17 protein-coding genes are annotated in these 19099 nt (G+C 72.2%); 9 read left to right on the forward strand and 8 right to left on the reverse strand.

The genetic code is table 11. From position 1 onward, the window contains the following. Window positions 1-35: 35 nt before the first annotated feature. From ACFWE2_RS10480 to ACFWE2_RS10490, 3 genes are read left to right on the forward strand one after another with little or no spacing between them, the layout of a single operon-like run. Window positions 36-1259 carry an extracellular solute-binding protein gene (locus tag ACFWE2_RS10480; RefSeq protein ID WP_377224162.1) on the forward strand — a complete coding sequence of 408 codons (1224 nt, stop codon included), beginning with the start codon at window positions 36-38 and terminating at the stop codon, window positions 1257-1259. Then, the gene (locus ACFWE2_RS10485) at window positions 1259-2827 is read left to right on the forward strand and encodes an ABC transporter permease subunit (protein WP_377224163.1); all 1569 of its coding nucleotides are present in this window, start codon (window positions 1259-1261) and stop codon (window positions 2825-2827) included. Before ACFWE2_RS10480 ends, ACFWE2_RS10485 begins: the two co-directional genes overlap by 1 nt. Beyond that, window positions 2827-3741, forward strand: coding sequence for a sugar ABC transporter permease (locus ACFWE2_RS10490; protein WP_377224164.1), 915 nt, complete (start codon window positions 2827-2829; stop codon window positions 3739-3741). Before ACFWE2_RS10485 ends, ACFWE2_RS10490 begins: the two co-directional genes overlap by 1 nt. Window positions 3742-3752: 11 nt before the next feature. On the opposite strand, the gene ACFWE2_RS10495 is transcribed toward ACFWE2_RS10490, so the two are convergent. The 3 genes from ACFWE2_RS10495 to ACFWE2_RS10505 form a co-directional block, all read right to left on the reverse strand. Then, window positions 3753-5045 (reverse strand): deoxyguanosinetriphosphate triphosphohydrolase, encoded by a 1293-nt coding sequence (locus ACFWE2_RS10495; protein ID WP_377224165.1) that lies wholly within the window; start codon window positions 5043-5045, stop codon window positions 3753-3755. Between the two features lie 143 nt (window positions 5046-5188). Further along, window positions 5189-5362: a DUF4236 domain-containing protein gene (locus ACFWE2_RS10500; RefSeq protein WP_377224166.1), complete on the reverse strand. Its 174-nt coding sequence runs from the start codon at window positions 5360-5362 to the stop codon at window positions 5189-5191. A gap of 152 nt (window positions 5363-5514) precedes the next feature. Beyond that, window positions 5515-5967 (reverse strand): VOC family protein, encoded by a 453-nt coding sequence (locus ACFWE2_RS10505; RefSeq protein ID WP_377224167.1) that lies wholly within the window; start codon window positions 5965-5967, stop codon window positions 5515-5517. 43 nt (window positions 5968-6010) lie between these two features. On the opposite strand from ACFWE2_RS10505, the gene ACFWE2_RS10510 reads away from it, so the two are divergent. Next, complete coding sequence (locus ACFWE2_RS10510) at window positions 6011-6904, forward strand: helix-turn-helix domain-containing protein (RefSeq protein ID WP_377224168.1); 894 nt, start codon at window positions 6011-6013, stop codon at window positions 6902-6904. A 10-nt stretch (window positions 6905-6914) separates the two neighbouring features. Beyond that, window positions 6915-8909, forward strand: a complete 1995-nt coding sequence (dnaG, locus tag ACFWE2_RS10515; RefSeq protein ID WP_377224169.1) for a DNA primase — start codon at window positions 6915-6917, stop codon at window positions 8907-8909. 77 nt (window positions 8910-8986) lie between these two features. Here dnaG and ACFWE2_RS10520 read toward each other — a convergent pair whose 3' ends face one another. The 3 genes from ACFWE2_RS10520 to ACFWE2_RS10530 form a co-directional block, all read right to left on the reverse strand. Continuing rightward, a complete protein-coding gene (locus ACFWE2_RS10520) occupies window positions 8987-9961 on the reverse strand; it encodes an NAD(P)/FAD-dependent oxidoreductase (protein ID WP_377224170.1) in 975 nt (324 codons plus the stop codon). 81 nt (window positions 9962-10042) lie between these two features. Beyond that, the gene (locus tag ACFWE2_RS10525) at window positions 10043-11485 is read right to left on the reverse strand and encodes an MDR family MFS transporter (protein ID WP_377224171.1); all 1443 of its coding nucleotides are present in this window, start codon (window positions 11483-11485) and stop codon (window positions 10043-10045) included. Between the two features lie 81 nt (window positions 11486-11566). Further along, window positions 11567-12106: a MarR family winged helix-turn-helix transcriptional regulator gene (locus tag ACFWE2_RS10530; protein ID WP_377224172.1), complete on the reverse strand. Its 540-nt coding sequence runs from the start codon at window positions 12104-12106 to the stop codon at window positions 11567-11569. Window positions 12107-12212: 106 nt separating this feature from the next. Between ACFWE2_RS10530 and ACFWE2_RS10535 the strand changes: the two genes are divergently transcribed. Together ACFWE2_RS10535 and ACFWE2_RS10540 are read left to right on the forward strand one after the other, a co-directional pair. Continuing rightward, window positions 12213-13622: an FAD-binding oxidoreductase gene (locus ACFWE2_RS10535; RefSeq protein WP_377224173.1), complete on the forward strand. Its 1410-nt coding sequence runs from the start codon at window positions 12213-12215 to the stop codon at window positions 13620-13622. 98 nt (window positions 13623-13720) lie between these two features. Then, window positions 13721-14455, forward strand: coding sequence for a lytic polysaccharide monooxygenase (locus ACFWE2_RS10540; RefSeq protein WP_377224174.1), 735 nt, complete (start codon window positions 13721-13723; stop codon window positions 14453-14455). A 144-nt stretch (window positions 14456-14599) separates the two neighbouring features. Here ACFWE2_RS10540 and ACFWE2_RS10545 read toward each other — a convergent pair whose 3' ends face one another. Both ACFWE2_RS10545 and ACFWE2_RS10550 read right to left on the reverse strand, forming a co-directional pair. Further along, window positions 14600-15532, reverse strand: coding sequence for an aldo/keto reductase family oxidoreductase (locus ACFWE2_RS10545; RefSeq protein WP_377224175.1), 933 nt, complete (start codon window positions 15530-15532; stop codon window positions 14600-14602). 40 nt (window positions 15533-15572) lie between these two features. Beyond that, window positions 15573-16439: an aldo/keto reductase gene (locus ACFWE2_RS10550; RefSeq protein ID WP_377224176.1), complete on the reverse strand. Its 867-nt coding sequence runs from the start codon at window positions 16437-16439 to the stop codon at window positions 15573-15575. A 119-nt stretch (window positions 16440-16558) separates the two neighbouring features. On the opposite strand from ACFWE2_RS10550, the gene ACFWE2_RS10555 reads away from it, so the two are divergent. Next, on the forward strand, window positions 16559-17437 hold the full coding sequence (locus ACFWE2_RS10555; RefSeq protein WP_377224177.1) for a LysR family transcriptional regulator: 879 nt from the start codon (window positions 16559-16561) through the stop codon (window positions 17435-17437). A gap of 155 nt (window positions 17438-17592) precedes the next feature. Further along, window positions 17593-19038 (forward strand): hypothetical protein, encoded by a 1446-nt coding sequence (locus ACFWE2_RS10560; protein WP_377224178.1) that lies wholly within the window; start codon window positions 17593-17595, stop codon window positions 19036-19038. The last annotated feature ends 61 nt before the right edge of the window (window positions 19039-19099 follow it).

The raw sequence follows: 19099 nt of genomic DNA on the forward strand, positions 1-19099 counted from the left end.
GGCCCGACGCCGGGCCGCGAACCACGGGAGTGACGATGCGACGGAGCATCCTGACCGCCGCTGCGCTGACCGCGACGCTGGCGCTGGCCGCCTGCTCGGGCGGCGCAGAGGAACCAGCGGGCGAGGAGTCGTCCGCGGCACCGGACGGGACGGGAGCCACCCTGACCGTCTGGGTCGACGAGACCCGCCAGGCCGCCGTCGAGGACGCGGCCGCCGGCTTCGAGGAGTCAACGGGCGCCGAGGTGGAGGTGGTGCTGAAGAACTTCGAGGACATCCGCCCCGACTTCCTGGCCCAGGTGCCGACGGGCAAGGGCCCGGACATCACGGTCGGCGCGCACGACTGGCTGGGTGAGCTCACGACCAACGGCGTCGTGGCGCCGATCGAGCTCGGTGACACGGCCGATGCCTTCGAGCCGGTCGCCGTCTCGGCCTTCACGCAGGACGGCCAGGTCTACGGCCTGCCCTACGCCGTGGAGAACATCGCGCTCATCCGCAACACGGAGCTCGCCCCTGAGGCGCCCGCCACCTGGGACGACGCGATCGCGGCCGGCAAGGACGCCGGCACGAAGTACCCGCTGCTGATCCAGACCTCCACCGAGGGTGACCCGTACACCTTCTACCCGCTGCAGACATCGTTCGGCGCCCCGGTCTTCGAGCAGAACGCGGACGGCTCGTACAAGCCCGAGCTCGCGCTGGGCGGCGAGGGTGGCACGGCGTTCGCCGAGTGGCTCGCGGAGCAGGGCGAGGCCGGCAACCTGAGCACCGACGTCACGTACGACATCGCGCTGGCGGCCTTCGCCAAGGGTGAGTCGCCGTTCATCGTGGGCGGCCCGTGGATGCTCGAGTCGTTCGGCGACCTCGACCTGGCGATCGACCCGATCCCGAGCGCCGGCGACGAGCCCGCGCAGCCGTTCGTCGGCGTGGCCGGCTTCTACGTGAGCGCGCAGAGCGAGAACGCGCTGCTCGCCAACGACTTCCTGGTCAACCACATGGCCACCCCCGAGGCGCAGCTCGCGCTCTACGAGGCGGGCGACCGTCCGCCGGCCCTCATCGAGGCCGCCGACACCGCCTCCGAGGACCCGATCACCGCGGGCTTCCGTGCGGTCGGCGCCGACGCCGTCCCGATGCCGTCGCTGCCCGAGATGGGCGCCGTGTGGGCGTACTGGGGCGTCACCGAGGCCGCGATCATCTCCGGCAAGTCCGACCCGGCGAAGGCCTGGGACAAGATGGTCGCCGACATCCAGGGCGAGATCGGCTGATGTCGTCGCCTGCGATCCGGGGCTCCGGCCGGACCGGCTGGAGCCCCGGGTTTCTCGTCAAGCTCGCCCTGATCGCGCTGGTCGACGCCCTGGGCGTCTACGCGGTGCTGGCCGCGTGGAGCGCCGGCTCGTGGGGCCTGCTCGCCGCGATGGTGGCGCTGCTGCTCGTGGCGAACTGGGCCTACTTCTCCAAGCGCGCGCTGCCCCTGAAGTACATCCTGCCGGGCCTCGCCTTCCTGCTCGTGTACCAGGTGTACGTCGTTGCCTACACGGGCTACGTCGCGTTCACCAACTACGGCGACGGGCACAACTCCACCAAGGAGCAGGCGATAGAGGCCCTCCTGGTGCAGAACGAGCGCCGGGTGGAGGGTTCGCCGTCGTCACCCCTGACGGTCGTGGCGGACGGCGACACGCTCGGCTTCGCTGTCGTCTCGCCCGAGGGCGTGGTGGAGGCCGGCACGGCCGACGAGCCGCTCGCGGTGGTGGACGGCGCCACCGTGTCGGGCGGCCGGGTCACCGCCCTGCCCGGGTACGAGGTGCTGGAGTACGCCGCGGTGCTGGAACGGCAGCAGGAGGTCACCGACCTGCGGGTACCCGTGTCGGACGACCCGAACGACGGCTCGGTCCGCACCCAGGACGCGCGGACCGGCTACGTCTTCACGTCCACCCTCGAGTACGACCTGGCGTCCGACACCATGACGGACACCACGTCCGGCGTGACATACACGCCGAACGACGACGGCCAGTTCGAGGCCGCCGACGGCACGACCCTGCCCGTGGGCTGGCGCGTGCTGGTGGGGCTGGACAACTTCGTCACGGCGTTCGGCGACGACCGCTACGCCGGGCCGTTCGGCAAGATCCTGCTGTGGACCTTCGCCTTCGCGGTGGTCTCCGTCGCGTCGACGTTCCTGCTCGGCCTGTTCCTCGCGATCGCGTTCAACGACGCGCGCCTGCGCGGCCGCCGGATCTACCGGACGCTCGTGATCCTGCCGTACGCGATCCCGGGGTTCCTCGCGGCCCTGCTGTGGTCCGGGCTGCTGAACCGGTCATACGGGTTCGTCAACGAGGTGCTGCTCGGCGGGGCGCAGATCCCGTGGCTCACCGACCCGGTGCTCGCCAAGCTGGCCGTGCTCGGCGTGAACCTGTGGCTCGGCTTCCCGTACATGTTCCTCATCTGCACGGGCGCCCTGCAGTCGCTGCCGACCGACGTGCTGGAGGCCGCGAAGATCGACGGCGCGGGTCGCTGGCGCACCTGGCGGTCCATCACCCTGCCGCTGCTCCTGGTCGCGACGGCGCCGCTGCTCATCTCGTCGTTCGCGTTCAACTTCAACAACTTCACGCTGATCTACATGCTCACGGGCGGCGGACCCCGCTTCGACGACGCGTCGGTGCCGCTCGGGCACACCGACATCCTGATCTCGATGGTCTACTCCGTCTCCGGGCTCGACGGGACCGCGGCGAAGGACTACGGCCTGGCCAGCGCCCTGTCGATCGTCATCTTCGTGGTGGTCGCCACCATCTCCGCCCTCGCGTTCCGGCGCACCCGCTCGCTCGAGGAGATCGCCTGATGAGCACGACGATTCCGCCGGCCCGCCCCGCGGCGCCGCCCCGCCGGGTCGCGCCGGCCCGCCGCACCACCCCGGCCCGGTGGTTCTCCGACCTCGGCTGGCGCCACCTGGTCGGCGTCCTCGCCGTGGTCTACGCGGGCTTCCCGCTCGTCTACGTCGTCTCGGCCTCGCTGGCCGACGGCGGCACGCTCACCGGCTCGAACGACCTGTTCGCCGCGGTGTCGGGCGCCAACTACGTGGCCCTCGGCGGCACGAAGTTCTGGACCTGGATGGCCAACACCCTCGTGGTGGCGGTCGCCACCGGCGTCGGGACGGTGCTCATGGGCGCGGCGGCGGCCTACGCCTTCTCGCGGTTCCGGTTCAGCGGACGCCGGGTGGGGCTCACGGCCCTGCTGGTGATCCAGATGTTCCCGCAGATGCTCGCCTTCGTGGCGATCTTCCTGCTGCTCATCTCGCTGGGCAACGTCGTGCCCGTGCTGGGCCTGGACTCCAAGCTGTCGCTGATCTGCGTGTACCTCGGCGGCGCGCTCGGGGTGAACACGTTCCTCATGTACGGGTTCTTCAACACCGTGCCGCGCGAGATCGACGAGGCCGCGAAGATCGACGGCGCCTCCCACGCCCAGATCTACTGGACCATCGTGCTGCGCCTGACCGCGCCGATCCTCGCGGTGGTGGGGCTGCTCAGCTTCATCAGCACGTTCGGCGAGTTCATCATCGCGCGCGTGCTGCTGCAGTCGGAGGAGAACTGGACGCTCGCCGTCGGCCTCTACGGCTGGGTCTCCTCGCTGCAGGACGCCAACTGGGGCCTGTTCACCGCGGGCGCCGTCGTCTCGGCGGTGCCGGTGCTCGCGCTGTTCCTGTTCCTGCAGAAATACATAGTGGGCGGCCTGACGGCGGGCTCGGTCAAGGGCTGAGCGGTCCCGTCCTACGCGGCCGGGGTCACCAGCCGCCGGTGCAGCGCGATCGCGGACAGGTCCGTCAGGGACGCGACCTGGTCCACCACCACGCGCAGGCGGGCGGCGTCGTCGGGCGCCGCCCGCCAGTCCGCGGCGAGCGGCGGTTCCAGCTCGTCCGGCCCGCGGTCGGCCAGCACACGCACCAGGTCGGTCAGGATCTCCCGCTCCCGCAGGTAGCGGGGCTCCTGGCCGCGCGGGGCCATCACGTAGGCCACCGCGATGCCCTTGAGCGCGAGGATCTCGTGCTCCGTCTCGTCGGGCACCACGAGCCGCGCGGCGTACCGCGTCAGCGCCCCGTCGCCGTACTCGGCGCGCGTCGCGTCGATCGCCGCGCCGATGAACCGGCCGATGAGCTGGCTCGTCATGTCCTTGAGCGAGGCCAGCGAGCCGCGCGACCCGTCGAAGGCCCGCACCAGGTGGCCCTCGCCGCGCAGGTACTCCTGCAGCCGCCCGATGGCGGCGTCGATCGCGTCGGCCCGGTACCACTCGCCGTACCAGGACCGCACGTACTCGGCCACGCGCGCCCGCTCCTCGGCGTCCGCCATGAGGTCCAGGTCGATGCGGCCGGCCACGACGCCGTCCTCGACGTCGTGCACGGAGTAGCTGATGTCGTCGGCGAGGTCCATGACCTGCGCCTCCAGGCACTTCACGCCGTCGGGCGCGTCCTTGCGGAGCCAGGTGAAGACGGGGAGGTCGTCCTCGTAGACGCCGAACTTCCGGCTGGCGGTGCCGTCGGGCCGGGCGGGGCCGGCGCCGTAGGCCCACGGATACTTGACGCTCGCGTCGAGGCTGGCGCGGGTCAGGTTGAGGCCCGCGGGGACGCCGTCGAACCCGATCACCTTGGGCTCCAGCCGGGTGAGCAGCCGCAGGGTCTGGGCGTTGCCCTCGAAGCCGCCGATCGGCTCGGCGATCTCGGCCAGCGCCGTCTCGCCGTTGTGGCCGAACGGCGGGTGCCCGAGGTCGTGGGTGAGGCAGGCGGTGTCGACGACGTCGGGGTCGCAGCCGAGCGAGCGGCCCATGCCGCGGCCCACCTGGGCGACCTCGAGGGAGTGGGTCAGCCGGGTGCGCACGAAGTCGTCGTGCCCCGCGCCGAGCACCTGGGTCTTGGCGCCCAGGCGGCGCAGCGCGGAGGAGTGGACCACGCGCCCGCGGTCACGTTCGAACGGGGTCCGGGCCTGCGACTTGGGCGGTTCGGTCACCCAGCGCTCGACGTCCTGCGCGCTGTACGACGGCGGGATGCTCTTCCCGAGGGCTTGCTCCACGCTTGCACTCTAGTCACGCCGGCCGGCATCCCCGGAATCCGGGCCTGCGGGCGGTTGTACGGGTGCCTGTGCCGGGCGCTGCGCCGGCTGTCGCGGAGGCGGGCGCTCGGCCCTGCCTCCGCCGCCGCGGTGCTACCCGCCGGCTACTTGTTGTTGCTGTACCAGCTCAGGCCGCCGGGCAGGTTGATCGAGTGCTTCTTCGTCTTGGAGTTCCAGGTCCAGGGACCGATCTTGAAGCTCATGGACGACAAGCCCCTCTGGGTGATGTTGAACTTGAGCGGGCCGAGCGCCAGCCGCTTGCGATACCGGATTCCCATGATCCTGACTTACCTCCTCGGGTCGGACAAAGGGTACCGAACTACACCACCCCGGCAAACCAACTCAACCCTCAGTCCCCCGTTGAGTGCTGGGTATTTGTGGCCCACGAGGGCAGGATCGCGCAAATAGCCAGCACTCAACGAGGTGGGGGTCAGTTGCCTTCCGCTGCCCAGGCGTCGCTCGCGCGCTGGACGTCCTGCGGGGTCACCGAGTCGGCGACCGTGACGAAGTACCAGCGGTGGCCGAACGGGCAGCGGACCGCCGCCTGCCGGAACCCCTCGAACCAGTCGGCCGGCTCGGTCAGGCTGCTCGCGCCCGCCGCGATCGCCCGCGCGTAGGCGGCGTCGGTGTCCTCCACCGGGATGGTGAAGCTCGCGTGCGTGGGCGCGCCGGGCTCGGGGGCCGCCGAGTCCGGCGGGAACGCGGCGGCGACGGTGAACGTCGACTCGCCCGCGGCGGACCGCAGGACCAGGTCGGAGTGGATCACGGCGTCGCCGGCCGTGATCACGTCGAGGGTCTCGGCGCCGAGCGCGGCCTCGTAGAAGTCGATGGCCGCACGGGCGTCGCTCACGGCGATGTTGGGGTGCAGGGCTGAGTTCTTCATGCGCCCGATGCTTCCGTGGCCCGCCTGTGCCAGTCTTGGAAGAATGCGACAGCTGTTCGACGACGACCCCGCCGTCACGCAGGCGCTCGAGGCCGGGCCGACGCTCGGCATCGTGAACCCCGCCGGGGCGCGCGACCGGTTCACGCTCGCGCGCGTCGCGCCGGCCGCGGACCTGGGCGATCTCGTCGACTGGCACTGGGTCATCACCTGGGACCTGCCGCCCGGCGCCACCTTCACGCAGGCCGTGGTGCCCCACCCGGTCGGCCAGGTCGTCGCGGAGGAGAGCGGGTTTCTCGTCTATGCGATGCCCTCGGCCGCCGTAGACCGGCGCACCCTGTCCGGCTCGGGCGGCGTGGTCGGCACCAAGCTGCGCCCAGGCGGCTACCGCGCGCTGCTCGGGCTCACGCATCCGGGCGAGCGGGGCGCCGTCGGCCCGGCGGACCTGCTCGGCCCGACGGCGGACCGGGCCGGCGCCGAGGCCATCGGCCAGGCCAGGGACGGCCGCCCCGATGCCGCCGTCCGGACCGTCACCCCGCTGCTCCGGGCCGCCGCCGAGCGCACCAGGACACCGCGCTCCACCGCCGCGTTGGCGGCGCTCCGCGAGGCCTTCGCTGTCATCGCCGACGCGGTGCCCGGGACGACCGTCGCCACGCTCGCGGCACGGCTCGGCACGACCCCGCGCTCGCTGCAGCGCCTGTTCGCCGACTGGGTGGGGGTGAGCCCCAAGTGGGTGCTTCAGCGGCACCGGGTGCACCTCGCCGCCGAGCTGCTGGGCCGCGATCCGGCGCTGGACCTGGCGGGGCTCGCTGCCGCCGTCGGCTACTACGACCAGGCGCACTTCACGGGGGACTTCGTGCGGGCGGTGGGGGTGGCGCCGGGCGAGTACGCGCGGACGTGCGCGGCGGCCCTGGCCTCCGGTGTCGGTGGGCGAGCATAGACTTCGGAGCGTGGCCGGGCTGATCAGACGCGAGGACGTGGACCAGGTCCGCGAGCGTGCGCGGATCGACGAGATCGTCTCGGCGCACGTGACCCTCAAGCCCGCCGGGGTCGGCGCGCTGGTGGGCCTGTGCCCCTTCCACGACGAGCGCAGCCCCAGCTTCAACGTGCGGCCCAGCGTCGGGCGGTACCACTGCTTCGGCTGTGGCGAGGGCGGCGACGTCATCGAGTTCGTCATGAAGATGGACGCCCTGAGCTTCACCGAGGCCGTCGAGTACCTCGCGGGCAAGACCGGCGTCCAGCTCCGCTACGAGGAGGGCGGCAACGCCCGTCCGCGCGAGGAGCCGGGCAAGCGGCAGCGCCTGCTGGAGGCCAACCGGGTCGCCGCGGAGTTCTACGCCGAGCAGCTCATGGGGCCGGACGCCGCCGCGGCGCGCACGTTCCTCGCGGAGCGCAGCTTCGACCGGTCCGACGCGGAGCGGTTCGGCGTCGGGTTCGCGCCCAAGGGCTGGGACGCGCTGCAGCGACACCTCCAGGGCCGGGGCTTCACGCAGGCGGAGCTGGTCGCGAGCGGGCTGATGTCGCAGGGCCAGCGCGGCATCTACGACCGGTTCCGCGGCCGGGTCATGTGGCCCATCCGCGACGTGACCGGCGCGGTGATCGGGTTCGGCGCGCGCCGTCTGTTCGAGGACGACCAGGGGCCCAAGTACCTCAACACCCCCGAGACCAGCCTCTACAAGAAGTCGCACGTGCTGTACGGGATCGACCTCGCCAAGCGGGAGATCGCCAAGGGCAAGCGCGTGGTGGTCGTCGAGGGGTACACGGACGTGATGGCCGCGCACCTCTCGGGTGTGACGACGGCGGTGGCGACGTGCGGAACCGCGTTCGGGGCCGACCACGCCAAGGTGGTGCGGCGCCTGCTCGGCGACACGACGGCGGGCGGCGGCATGCAGCTCACGTCCGGCGGGACCGTTGGCGGCGAGATCATCTTCACGTTCGACGGCGACGCGGCAGGCCAGAAGGCCGCCGAACGGGCGTACGGCGAGGACCAGCGGTTCTTCGCGCAGACCTACGTCGCCGTCGCGGACGGCGGCATGGACCCGTGCGACCTGCGCATGACCAACGGCCCGGAGGCGGTGCGGGCCCTGGTGGACGGCCGCAAGCCCCTGTTCGCGTTCGTGATCCAGGCCAAGATCAAGCAGTTCGACCTGAACACCGTCGAGGGCCGCGTCTCCGCGGTACGAGCGGCGGCGCCGGAGATCGCGGGGATCCGCGACCGCAGCCAGCAGGACGGCTACACGCGCGAGGTCGCGGGCTGGATCGGTACCGAGATCGACGAGGTGCGGCGAGAGGTCGCCCGCGTCGCGTCGACCCCGTCGCTGCGCCGCGCACCCGGCGTGCCGGACGGCGACCGCAGGTCCTCCGGCGCGCCGGGCGCCGACGGGGCACGGGCCGCCGGGTCGCGGCCCGGCCCGGCCGGCTCGGAGGAGCGTCCCGCGACGGGCGGCGGGCAGCAGCTTCCCGCCCCAGACCCGCGCGACCCCGTGGCCCGCGACGAGCGGCTCGCCCTGGTCGCCGTCCTGCAGTACCCGCAGCACGTGCCGGCGTCCTTCGACGCGCTGGGCGAGGACGCGTTCTCCGTGCCCGCCTGGCGTGCCGTGCACGCGGCGATCCGGGCGGCCGGGGGAGCGGCGGCGGGGCGCGACGTGTCAGCGGCACAGTGGGTCGGGGCGGTGCTGGAGCAGGCCTCCGAGACGGTGGCCGGCGTCGTCACGCAGCTGTCCGTCGCGTCCCTGCCGGAGGACCGGGAGTCGGCCATCGCGGCGTTCGTCGGCGGCGTCGTCAATCGCGTGCTCGACCTCGGACTGATGCGGCGCGTCGCCGACGCCCGGAGCCGCCTGCAGCGTCTGGACCCCTCGGACGCGGAGACCTACCAGGCCGCGTTCGCCGAGCTCCTGGCGATCGAGGCCGAACGCCGCACCCTCCGGGAGTCCACAACCGCCTGACCCGCGTCGTTGAGTGCTGGATATTTGCGCTCTCGAGGGCCTCGGAAGCGCAAATACCCAGCACTCAACGACGCGGGTCAGGCGGGGTGGTCGCGCGCCAGCAGGTCGCCGTCGGCCGCTGCCGCCGCGACCAGGCCCGATGCCGCCGCCGTGAGGACCGATGCCATCGGCATCGGCAGGGCCGCGGTGTGCGCCATGTCGCCCGCCGCGAACACGCCGGGCACGCTCGTGCGGCCCATCGCATCGACCTCGACGGCGCCCGACGCCAGCATCCGCAGACCGAGCCGTTCCGCGAACGGGGCGCGCTGGGCGAACTCGGCCGCCACGAAGATGCCGCCCACCTCCTCGTCGGGACCCTCGGCGAACGACACGGTGGCACCGGTGGCGCTGCGGCGCAGCTCCTTGACGGGCTCGGGGCGGACGGCGACCCCAGCGGCGTCGAGCTGCGCGCGGACGCCCGGCTCGAGGTCGGCGCCGTCGGCCAGGACCGTGCGGCGGCTCGCTATGCGCTCCAGGAGGAACGCGACGCGGGCCACGTGCGGCCCGTTGCCGAGCACCGCGACGTGCTTGCCGCTCAGCTCGTGCCCGTGGCAGTACGGGCAGACGGCGGCGACGGTGCCGAACAGCGGTTCCAGGCCGGGGACCGCCGGGAGCGTGTCGCGCATCCCGGTCGCGAGCACCAGCGCGCGGGCGGTCAGGGCCGGTGGCCCGCCGGCGCTCCCGGCGTACGGTGCGGCGCCCACCTCGACCCGGAACCCGGCGCCGTCCGGCACGACGGCGGTCGCCGCCGCCTCGCGGACGGTCACCGTCGCGTAGCCGGCCAGCTCGACGCGGGCCGCCGCTCGGAACTCGGCCGGCGGCGTACCGTCCCGCGTCACGAAGTTGTGCATGTGCTCGGCGGGCGCGTTGCGGTACTCGCCGGAGTCGAGCAGCAGGGTCCGCCGGTGCATCCGGCCGAGCGTGAGCGCGGCCTGCAGCCCGGCGGGGCCGCCGCCGACCACGACCACGTCGTAGGCCGCGTCGGGGTCGTTCGAGGGGTCTGGTGCGGGCATCGCTGGGCTCCGTCTCCTGGGGTGTCGTGCGGTACGGCCCCAGGATCTGACTTCATGTCGACATGAAGTCAACCCGCCCCCTCACGGGGCGGCGGCTGCGGTTCGGGGGTTGTCGCGCGGGAGCAGGAGCACGGTCACGGCCATCACCGCCGCACAGCCGACGACGCACCAGAACACGAGGTGCACCGCGGCGGCCAGGCCCGGTCCGTCAGGGGTCCCGTCCGCCCCAACGGTGGTCATGGCGTTGACCACCGCGCCGAGCGCCGCGACGCCCACCGCCTGCCCGATCGACCGGGAGAACATGTTGGTCGCCGTCACGGCGCCGCGCTCGTTCCACTCCACGCTGTGCTGGGCGGCCACCAGCGTCGGCACGGCTACCAGGCCCATGCCGATCCCGATGACGAAGACGGCCGCCGAGACGTGCCACACCGGGGAACCGGGGCCGAGGCCCAGCGTGAGCAGCGCGCCGAGCAGGACGATCACGGAGCCGATGACGGCGGTCCAGCGGAACCCGATGGCCAGGTAGATCCGGCCCGCCACGGTGGCAGCCAGCGGCCATCCCACCATCAGTGCCGCCAGGGCGAACCCCGCTACGAGCGGACCGACGCCGAGCACGCCCTGCGCGTAGATCGGTACGTACGTGGTCAGGCCGAGCGTGATGACGCCGACCCCCAGCCCGGCCGCCGTCGACGCACCGACCGCGCGGCGCCGCAGCAGGCCCAGGTCGAAGATCGGGTGCGCGTTCCGGCGGGCGGACACGGCGAACGCAACGAGCAGCGCCGCCGCGGCGGCGAAGATTCCCACCGACTCCGGCGACGCCCACTCCCAGGCGTGGCCGCCTTCGAGCAGGCCGAGCACCAGCGCCGTGCTGCCACCGGTCAGCAGCGCGGCGCCGAGGTAGTCGATCGGCTCGCGCTCGCCCTCGCGCTCCTTCTCGTGGAACCGGCGCCACAGGACGACGGCGGCCAGGACCGCGATGGGCACGTTGACCCAGAAGATCCAGCGCCAGCTCACGAACTGGCTGAACACGCCGCCGAGGGTCGGGCCGAGCACCGACGAGGCGGCCCACACGCTCGCGAGGTAGCCCTGGATCCTGGCGCGCTCGGCGAGGCTGTAGATGTCGCCGGCGATGGTCAGCGACGTCGGCAGGATCGCGCCGGCGCCCAGGCCCTGCAGCACCCGGAACCAGATGAGTGCCGGCATGCTCCAGGCGACGGCGCACAGCACCGAGCCGAGCAGGAACAGGCCGATGCCGACCATCATCACCCGCTTGCGCCCGAACACGTCGGCCAGGCGCCCGTACAGGGGGACGGTCACGGCCTGCGCCAGCGTGTACGCCGAGAACAGCCACGGGACCTGCTCGAACGCGCCGAGCTCACGCGCGACCGTCGTCGACGCCGTCGCCAGGATCGTGACGTCGAGGGCCACCAGGGCCGTGGCGAGCATCAGCGCCCCGAGGATCGGGCCGCGGTCGCCGCGCAGGCCGAGCCGTACCTCGGCGGTGCCGGTGGATGGTGCACTCATGGCTGGGGCTCTCGGGTGTGCTGCACGACACATATAAAGTTGCCTGAGGCAGCGTCTATTCCCGGTGCTGGACCCCGGGCGCTACGTCGGGCGGTTGCCCGGCCAGCCCTCCGGGACCGGTCCGTTCCCGCGGTCGGGCACCGACTCGGCGATGCGGCCGATCGTGTCCAGGAAGGCGTCGACGGCGGCCTCGTCCGCGCCGATCGCGCGCCGCAAGGTCCGGTCGAACGCGATCGCCGCGGACTTGAGCTCCCGGTAGAGGGTCTCGCCCGCCTCGGTGACCTCGATGCGCTGCACCCGGCGGTTCGTCTCCTCGCGGGTGCGGACGACGAGCCCGCGGTCCTCCATGCCGCGCAGGTGGTGCGTCAGCGTGGCCTCCCGGATACCGACGGCGTGGGCGAGCTCGCGCTGGGTGGCCGGCGTGCCCTGGTGCAGGGCGAGGAGGATGTGCCAGACCTGCCAGCTACCGCCGTGCTCGGACAGCAGCGCGTCGAACGCCCGCATCACCCGCTGCACGGACTGCCACATCGTGGGCACGACGGGCAGCGGACCGGGCCGGCCCGCTCCTGTCCCGGTGCTCGTGCCGCCTGGTTCGCCGTCGGGCAGCCCGCTTGGTCGCATGGACGAAGGGTAGTTCGGCCGGCCCCGAAATGCATTGACGGCTAATGCTTAGATGTCTAACGTTAGCAGCGGGAAGTCCCCCAGCACCCCACTTGGAGGCTCGACGATGGCCACGCAAGAATCCAGCACGACCCCACAGCTCTCGGCCGACGCGCTCGCCGGCGCGCTGGCACCCCTCGCGGACGTCCTCGGCGACCGCCTGCTCACCCCGACCTCGGCGGAGTTCGCCGAGACCGCGACCGTGTTCGTCGGCGGCCCCACCCGCACCCCGGCCGCGATCGCCCGCGTCCGGACGACCGAGGAGGTCGTGGCGGCGCTCGCGGTAGCGCGCGAGGCCGGCCTGCCGCTCGCGGTACGCGGCGGTGGGCACCACCAGGCCAGGCACGGGCTGGTCGACGGCGGCCTCGTGCTCGACCTGCGCCTCATGGACGGCGTGGAGATCGACACGGAGGCCCGCGTCGGGCACGCCCAGGGCGGCGTGCTCGCCGGTGCGTACACGGCGGCGGCCGGCGCGCACGGGCTGGCCACCGGGTTCGGCGACACGGGCACGGTCGGCGTCGGCGGCATCACGCTCGGTGGCGGCATCGGCTTCCTCAGCCGGCACGACGGCCTGACCGTCGACAACCTGCTGGGCGCCGAGGTCGTGCTCGCCGACGGCCGCGTGGTGCAGGCGAACGCCGACGAGAACGCCGACCTCTACTGGGCGCTGCGCGGGGGCGGCGGCAACTTCGGCGTCGTGACCCGCTTGGACCTGCGCCTGCGCGAGATCGGCACGATCACGGGCGGGATGATGATGTGGGAGCCGACGCCGGCCGTGCTCGCCACCGTCCTCCGGGCGTTCGCCGAGGGCCCGGACGAGTTCGCGGGCATGGTGAACGTGATGATCGCCCCGCCCGCCCCCATGGTTCCGGCCGAGCTGCACGGCAAGCCCGTCGTCATGGCGTTGCTGGTCCACTCGGGCACCGCCGCCGAGGCGGAGAAGGCGCTCGCCCCGCTGCGCGCGCTCGGGCCGGTGCTCGACGGCGTCCAGGAGATGCCCTACCCGGCGATGTTCGAGGGCGCGGGCGGTCCGCCGTCCGGCGCGGTGGGCGACGCCCGGACCGGGTTCCTCGGTACGGGTGCGTGGTCGCCGGACGAGGCGTGGGCGGCGGCCGCCGTCGACGCGGTGTCCACGGCGGGCGGCCCGGCCGCGCTGAACATCCGTGCCATGGGCGGCGCGATCGGGCGGGTCGACCCGGCGGCCACGGCCTTCGCGCACCGGGACCCGGCCTTCATGGTCACCGTCTACAAGGGCGCGCCGACCGCCGAGGCGCTGCCCGAGGCGAGCGAGTGGGTGGCGTCGGCCGCGGAGGCGCTCGGCGTCCGCGGGCGGGGCTACGTCAACTTCATGGGGACCGCCACGGAGCAGGACGTGGGCAACGCCTACCCCGAGGCGACGCTGGAGCGGCTGCGCGAGGTGAAGCGCGCGTACGACCCGAACAACCTGTTCGCGTCGAACCACAACGTGCGGCCCTGAGTCGTATCGCTTAAACGATACGGAGGATTGTCCGGCCTTCGTCGGGCTCCGAGGATCGAACGACCTGATCACTCGGAGCACCGACGAAGGAGCCGGACGTGACCCTCTACAACACACTCGGCCGGGCCCGGGCGACGGCACTGGCCGCCGTGCTGGTCCTGCTCGCGGCGGCGGCGATCGTCGTCGTACAGCCCAGCCCGCCCGCCGCCTACGCGCACGGCGGGCTCACCTACCCGGCCACCCGCACCTACGCGTGCTACGTGGACGCGCTCAGCCGCAACCCGGGCGGCGACCTGGACCCGCAGAACAGCATGTGCCAGAACGCGCTGGCCGTGAACGGGAACTACCCGTTCTACAACTGGTTCGGCAACCTGCTCAGCAACGCGGGCGGGAACCACCGGGAGGTCGTCCCGGACGGGCACCTGTGCGGTCCGCAGGACCGGTTCTCCGCGTTCCGCGAGCCGGGCACCGCCTGGCCGACGACGACGCTCGAACCCGGCCGGACCATCACCGTCTCGTACAACGCCTGGGCCAAGCACCCCGGAACGTGGTCGCAGTACATCACCAGGGACGGCTGGGACCCGAACCAGCCCCTGGCCTGGGACGACCTCGAACCCGTCCCGTTCAACGAGGTGACGAACCCGCCGCTGCGCCCGGGCGGGCCGCAGGGCGACGAGTACTACTGGGACGTCACGCTGCCGAACAAGTCCGGTCGCCACATCATCTACTCGATCTGGACCCGGTCGGACAGCCCGGAGGCGTTCTACAACTGCGCCGACGTGGACTTCCGTACGCCGACCCCGACCACGCGGACGCCCATCACGCCGATGTAGAGCTGGGGAACGGACCTGGTGGAAAGACCACGACTGCGGGGTGTGTTGCGCTGAGTAGACGGTGTCTACCCTGTGCAACACACCCCGCAGTCCTGTACTCACCTCGGGGCCGGTCCGGCCTCCCGAGAGCCGCGCCTTCGGGCGTTACGGCACGATGTGGCCGGCCGCGCGGAACATCTCGTACCACTCGGCGCGCGTCAGCGGCAGGTCGGACCCGAGGGCGGCGCCCGCAACGCGCTCGGGGCTGGTCGTGCCGAGCACGACCTGCATCTGCGCGGGATGGCGCGTGATCCAGGCGGTCGCGACGGCGATGGCCGGCACGTCGTACTTCGCGGCGAGCCTGTCGATCACGGCGTTCAGCTCCGGGTACTCGGGCGAGCCGAGGAACACGCCGGTGAAGAAGCCGGCCTGGAACGGCGACCAGGCCTGCACCGTGATGTCGTTCAGGCGGCAGTAGTCGAGGGTGCCGGAGTCACGGCTGATCGACTGGTCCTGCGCCAGCATGTTCGCGGCAACACCCTGCGCCACGAGCGGCGCGTGCGTCACCGAGAGCTGGAGCTGGTTCGCGACGATCGGCTGCGACACCGACCTGCGCAACAGCTCGATCTGGCCCGGCGTGTGGTTGGAGACGCCGAACGAGCGCACCTTGCCCGCCGCCGACAGCTCGTCGAACGCGCGCGCCACCTCGTCGGGCTCCACGAGGGCGTCGGGGCGGTGCAGCAGCAGGATGTCGATGTAGTCCGTGCCGAGCGCGGCCAGCGAACCGTTCACGGACTCGACGATGTGCTCGTAGGAGAAGTCGAAGTACGGCCCCTCGCGCACGATGCCGGCCTTCGTCTGGAGCACTATCTGCTCGCGCTCGGACGACGTGAGCTGCATCGCCTCGGCGAACCGCTGCTCGCAGCCGTGCAGGGCGGAGCCGTAGACGTCGGCGTGGTCGAAGAACGAGATGCCGGCGTCGCGGGCGGTCTTGACCAGGTCGCGCACCTCCTCGTCCGTCTTGTCCTGGATGCGCATCAGGCCGAGGACGACGTTCGGGACCGTGAGGTCGGTCCCGGGCAGGGTGAAGGTCTTCACGGGGGATTCTCTCCTGTGGTGGGTGGGCGGTCGGGGAGGCTCAGGCGGCGGAGAGCCGCGCCACCTCGTCGGCGGTGAGCTCGAGCTCCGCCGCCGCCGCGGAGTCGGTGATGCTCGCGGGCCGCGAGGCCCCGGGGATCGGCACGACGACGGGCGCCAGGGCCAGCTCCCAGGCGAGGGTCACCTGGAACGGTGAGACGCCGTGCGCCTCCGCCACCTCGAGGAACGCCGAGTACTCGGTGCCGAGCTCGCCCGAACGGGCCAGCGAGATGCCGCCCAGCGGGCTCCACGGCAGGAACGCGATGCCCAGCTCGGCGCACAGCTCCAGCTCGGGCTCCGACGAACGGAACCGCGGCGAGAACTGGTTCTGGACCGAGACCAGGCGGCCCCCGAGGATGTCCTGCGCCTGCCGGATCTGGTCCGGGTTCGCGTTGGAGATGCCGGCCATCTCGATGACGCCGTCGTCGAGCAGGTCCCGGATCGCGCCCACGGAGTCGCCGTAAGGAACGTTCGGGTCGGGCCGGTGGAACTGGTACAGGCCGATCGCCTCGACCCCGAGCCGCTTGGCGGATGCCTTCACGGCCTCCTTGAGGTACTCGGGCCGGCCGTCCTTGGTCCAGGAGCCGTCACCGGGACGCAGGTGCCCGCCCTTGGTCGCGACCAGGACGCCGGAGGTGTCGCCACCGTAGGTGCGCAGGCCCTCGGCGATGAGCTCCTCGTTGTGCCCCACCTCGTCGGCGTGCAGGTGGTAGGCGTCGGCGGTGTCGATGAGGGTGACGCCCGCGTCGAGCGCGGCGTGGATCGTGGCGATCGAGCGGTCACGGTCGGGCCGGCCCTCGATGGACATCGGCATGCCGCCGAGACCGATCGCGGAGACGGCACGGCCGCCGATGGTGCGCTGCTGCATGAGTTAGCTCCTCGTGTCACGACGGGTTCAGAACTGAGACTAGGAAGCGATAACCTAGAAGTCCAACAACTCCCCATCATCATTCCTAGAACTGGTACTGCTTAATGGAACTGCGTCAGATGGAATACCTCGTCGCCCTCGCGGACGAGCGGCAGTTCACCCGCGCCGCCGAGGTCACCGGCGTCTCCCAGTCCGGGCTGTCCGCCGCGATCCGTAACCTCGAGATGGAGCTGGGCACCAGGCTGTTCACGCGGACCACGCGCAAGGTCGAGCCGACCGAGGCCGGCCTGGCGCTGCTGCCCTTTGCCCGTTCCATGCTCTCCTCGGCGACCGAGGCGCGCGACGCGGTGGTGCAGGTCTCCCGCGAGCTCGCGGGAACCCTGCGGGTCGGGGCGGAGCAGTGCCTCGGTTTCGTCGACGTCGGCTCCCTGCTCGAACGGTTCCACCGCCGCTACCCACGGGTGGAGATCGCGTTCACCCAGGCGGGCTCGCACGAGCTGCTGTCAGGGGTGCGCGACGGCGACCTCGACGCCGCGTTCGTCGCGACGTCGGACCATCTTGGCGTGCTGCCGCGCGCCGTACTGGGCAGGGAGCCGGTGGTGCTCCTGTGCCCGCCGGAACACCCGTATGCGTCCCGTCCGGCGGTGGACCGGGCCGAGCTCGGCGGCGAGACCTTCGTCGACTTCCACCCCTCCTGGGCGATCCGCCGGATGAACGACGAGGCCCTCGGTGCGCGCGGCGTGCACCGCCTGGTGCGGTGCACCGTCAACGACGTGCACACCCTGCTCGACCTGGTCGACCGCGGGCTCGGCATCGCGCTCGTGCCGCGGCACGTCGCGGCCAAGCCGCAGGCCGCGCGGCTGGCGGTGGTCCCGCTGCTGCCGGACGGCGGGGCGGACTGGGTCGTCTCGGTCGTCACCGGTGCGGGGGAGCGGCAGGACTCGCCCGCCCCGCACCTGCTGGAGCTGCTCGACGAAGCCCCGGTGCCGGCCGCCTGATCCCCGTCCCCGATGCGTTGAGTGCTGGGTATTTGTCGTGTTGGAACGCTCTGAGCGACAAATACCCAGCACTCAACGATGAGTACGCCGTCGGTCCGTCGTCGGACCGTGCAGGAGGCGCGCAGCGAGCGTGCCGCTCACCGAGGAGCGACACCATGAAGCATGTACGACCGGCAGCCCTGGCATCCGCCCTGGCCCTGATCGCGACGGCATCGGCCCTGCCGGCCGCCGTCGCCGTCGAGGCGGTGCCCGGCGAAGTCGTCGAGTACACCGGGACGATCGACGGCGCGGACTACCGGGCCGTCGTCCCCGACGACTGGAACGGCACCCTCGTGCTGTTCGCGCACGGCTACTTCCCCACACAGTTCGCGGAGCTGGGGTTCGAGATCCCCGACCAGCTCGCCAACAACTCCCGCACCGAGGAGTGGCTGACCAGCCAGGGCTACGCGCTGGCCGGCTCGATGTACGGCAACGACGGATTCGGCTACACGCTGCCTGACGCCGTCGACCATCAGGAGGACGTCCTGGACTGGTTCACCGAGGAGATCGGCGAACCGGACACGACCCTCGCGAACGGTCAGTCCTTCGGCGGTGCGATCGTCGCTCTGCACGCGGAACAGGACCCGCGCGTGGACGGCGTGCTCGGGACGTCCGCGGGATTCGACCCGCTCGGTGGCTGGGACGCGGCCCTCGACGTGCAGTACGCGGCGATGACCCTCCTGTTCGACGACCTGGTCGACGAGAACGGCAACCCGGTCGAGATCATCGACCCGGCCGACCCGGCGGCGTCGCAGGCCGCCCTGACCGGTGCCGCGTACGGGGCGCTGGGCGACCCCGAGGCGAACGCCCGCATGGCGCTCGCGGGATCGCTGGCCCAGGTCCCCGCCTGGTTCGACTTCGCGACCCCGCGCCCGGAGGACCCGCTGGACGCCGCCCACGCGCTGAGCGAATGGGTCGTGAACGCCTACCTCAACGGGCACGGGCCCGTCGACCGGGCGCACATCGCCGAGACGTTCGGCGGGAACCCGTCGACGAACGCCGACGTCGACTACCACGAGCTGTTCCGCCGGTCCGCGGAACGCCGGACCGTCGAAGCGGCGTACGAGGCAGCGGGCCTCGGCAAGGACCAGCTCCGCGCGGACCTCGACGCCCTGGCCGCCGGGACGCGGTACGACGCCGATCCCGCCGCGCGCGCACGGATGGCCGAGCACACCTCCCCTGGTGACCTCGATGTCCCGGTCCTCACGGTGCACGCCACCGGCGACGGCGGTGCTCCGGCCGCCGACGTCCGGTCCTACACCGACCACGTCCGCGCCGAGTGCGGGGACATCCGCAACCTCTGGGTCGCGCGCGGCGGACACCCGACGGTGACGGCGGCAGAGGAGATCGTCGCGATCCAGGCCCTCGAACGCCGCGTACGGACCGGCGTCTGGCCGCCGCTCAACCCGCGCGCCACGGGCAGGGCCGCCGCCGCCCTGCCGCCGGAGACCCAGGTCGTGGCGACGTGGGACGAGAACTTCGAGACGATCTTCGTCGACACGCCCGCAGCCTTCACCCGCTACACCCCGCCCCGCGCCCCCCGCGCGACCTACCCGTCGTAAGACCGTTGAGTGCTGGGTATTTGTCCTCTCGGAACGTTCCGAGAGGACAAATACCCAGCAC

It is taken from the genome of Promicromonospora sp. NPDC060271 (assembly GCF_042726755.1).
Classification (GTDB): domain Bacteria; phylum Actinomycetota; class Actinomycetes; order Actinomycetales; family Cellulomonadaceae; genus Promicromonospora.

Coding starts and splice junctions, on each gene's coding strand:
- ACFWE2_RS10480 (WP_377224162.1), top strand. CDS start 36: ATGCGACGGAGCATCCTGACCGCCGCTGCGCTGACCGCGACGCTGGCG.
- ACFWE2_RS10485 (WP_377224163.1), top strand. CDS start 1,259: ATGTCGTCGCCTGCGATCCGGGGCTCCGGCCGGACCGGCTGGAGCCCC.
- ACFWE2_RS10490 (WP_377224164.1), top strand. CDS start 2,827: ATGAGCACGACGATTCCGCCGGCCCGCCCCGCGGCGCCGCCCCGCCGG.
- ACFWE2_RS10500 (WP_377224166.1), bottom strand. CDS start 5,362: ATGGGAATCCGGTATCGCAAGCGGCTGGCGCTCGGCCCGCTCAAGTTC.
- ACFWE2_RS10505 (WP_377224167.1), bottom strand. CDS start 5,967: ATGAAGAACTCAGCCCTGCACCCCAACATCGCCGTGAGCGACGCCCGT.
- ACFWE2_RS10510 (WP_377224168.1), top strand. CDS start 6,011: ATGCGACAGCTGTTCGACGACGACCCCGCCGTCACGCAGGCGCTCGAG.
- ACFWE2_RS10520 (WP_377224170.1), bottom strand. CDS start 9,961: ATGCCCGCACCAGACCCCTCGAACGACCCCGACGCGGCCTACGACGTG.
- ACFWE2_RS10525 (WP_377224171.1), bottom strand. CDS start 11,485: ATGAGTGCACCATCCACCGGCACCGCCGAGGTACGGCTCGGCCTGCGC.
- ACFWE2_RS10530 (WP_377224172.1), bottom strand. CDS start 12,106: ATGCGACCAAGCGGGCTGCCCGACGGCGAACCAGGCGGCACGAGCACC.
- ACFWE2_RS10535 (WP_377224173.1), top strand. CDS start 12,213: ATGGCCACGCAAGAATCCAGCACGACCCCACAGCTCTCGGCCGACGCG.
- ACFWE2_RS10550 (WP_377224176.1), bottom strand. CDS start 16,439: ATGCAGCAGCGCACCATCGGCGGCCGTGCCGTCTCCGCGATCGGTCTC.
- ACFWE2_RS10555 (WP_377224177.1), top strand. CDS start 16,559: ATGGAATACCTCGTCGCCCTCGCGGACGAGCGGCAGTTCACCCGCGCC.
- ACFWE2_RS10560 (WP_377224178.1), top strand. CDS start 17,593: ATGAAGCATGTACGACCGGCAGCCCTGGCATCCGCCCTGGCCCTGATC.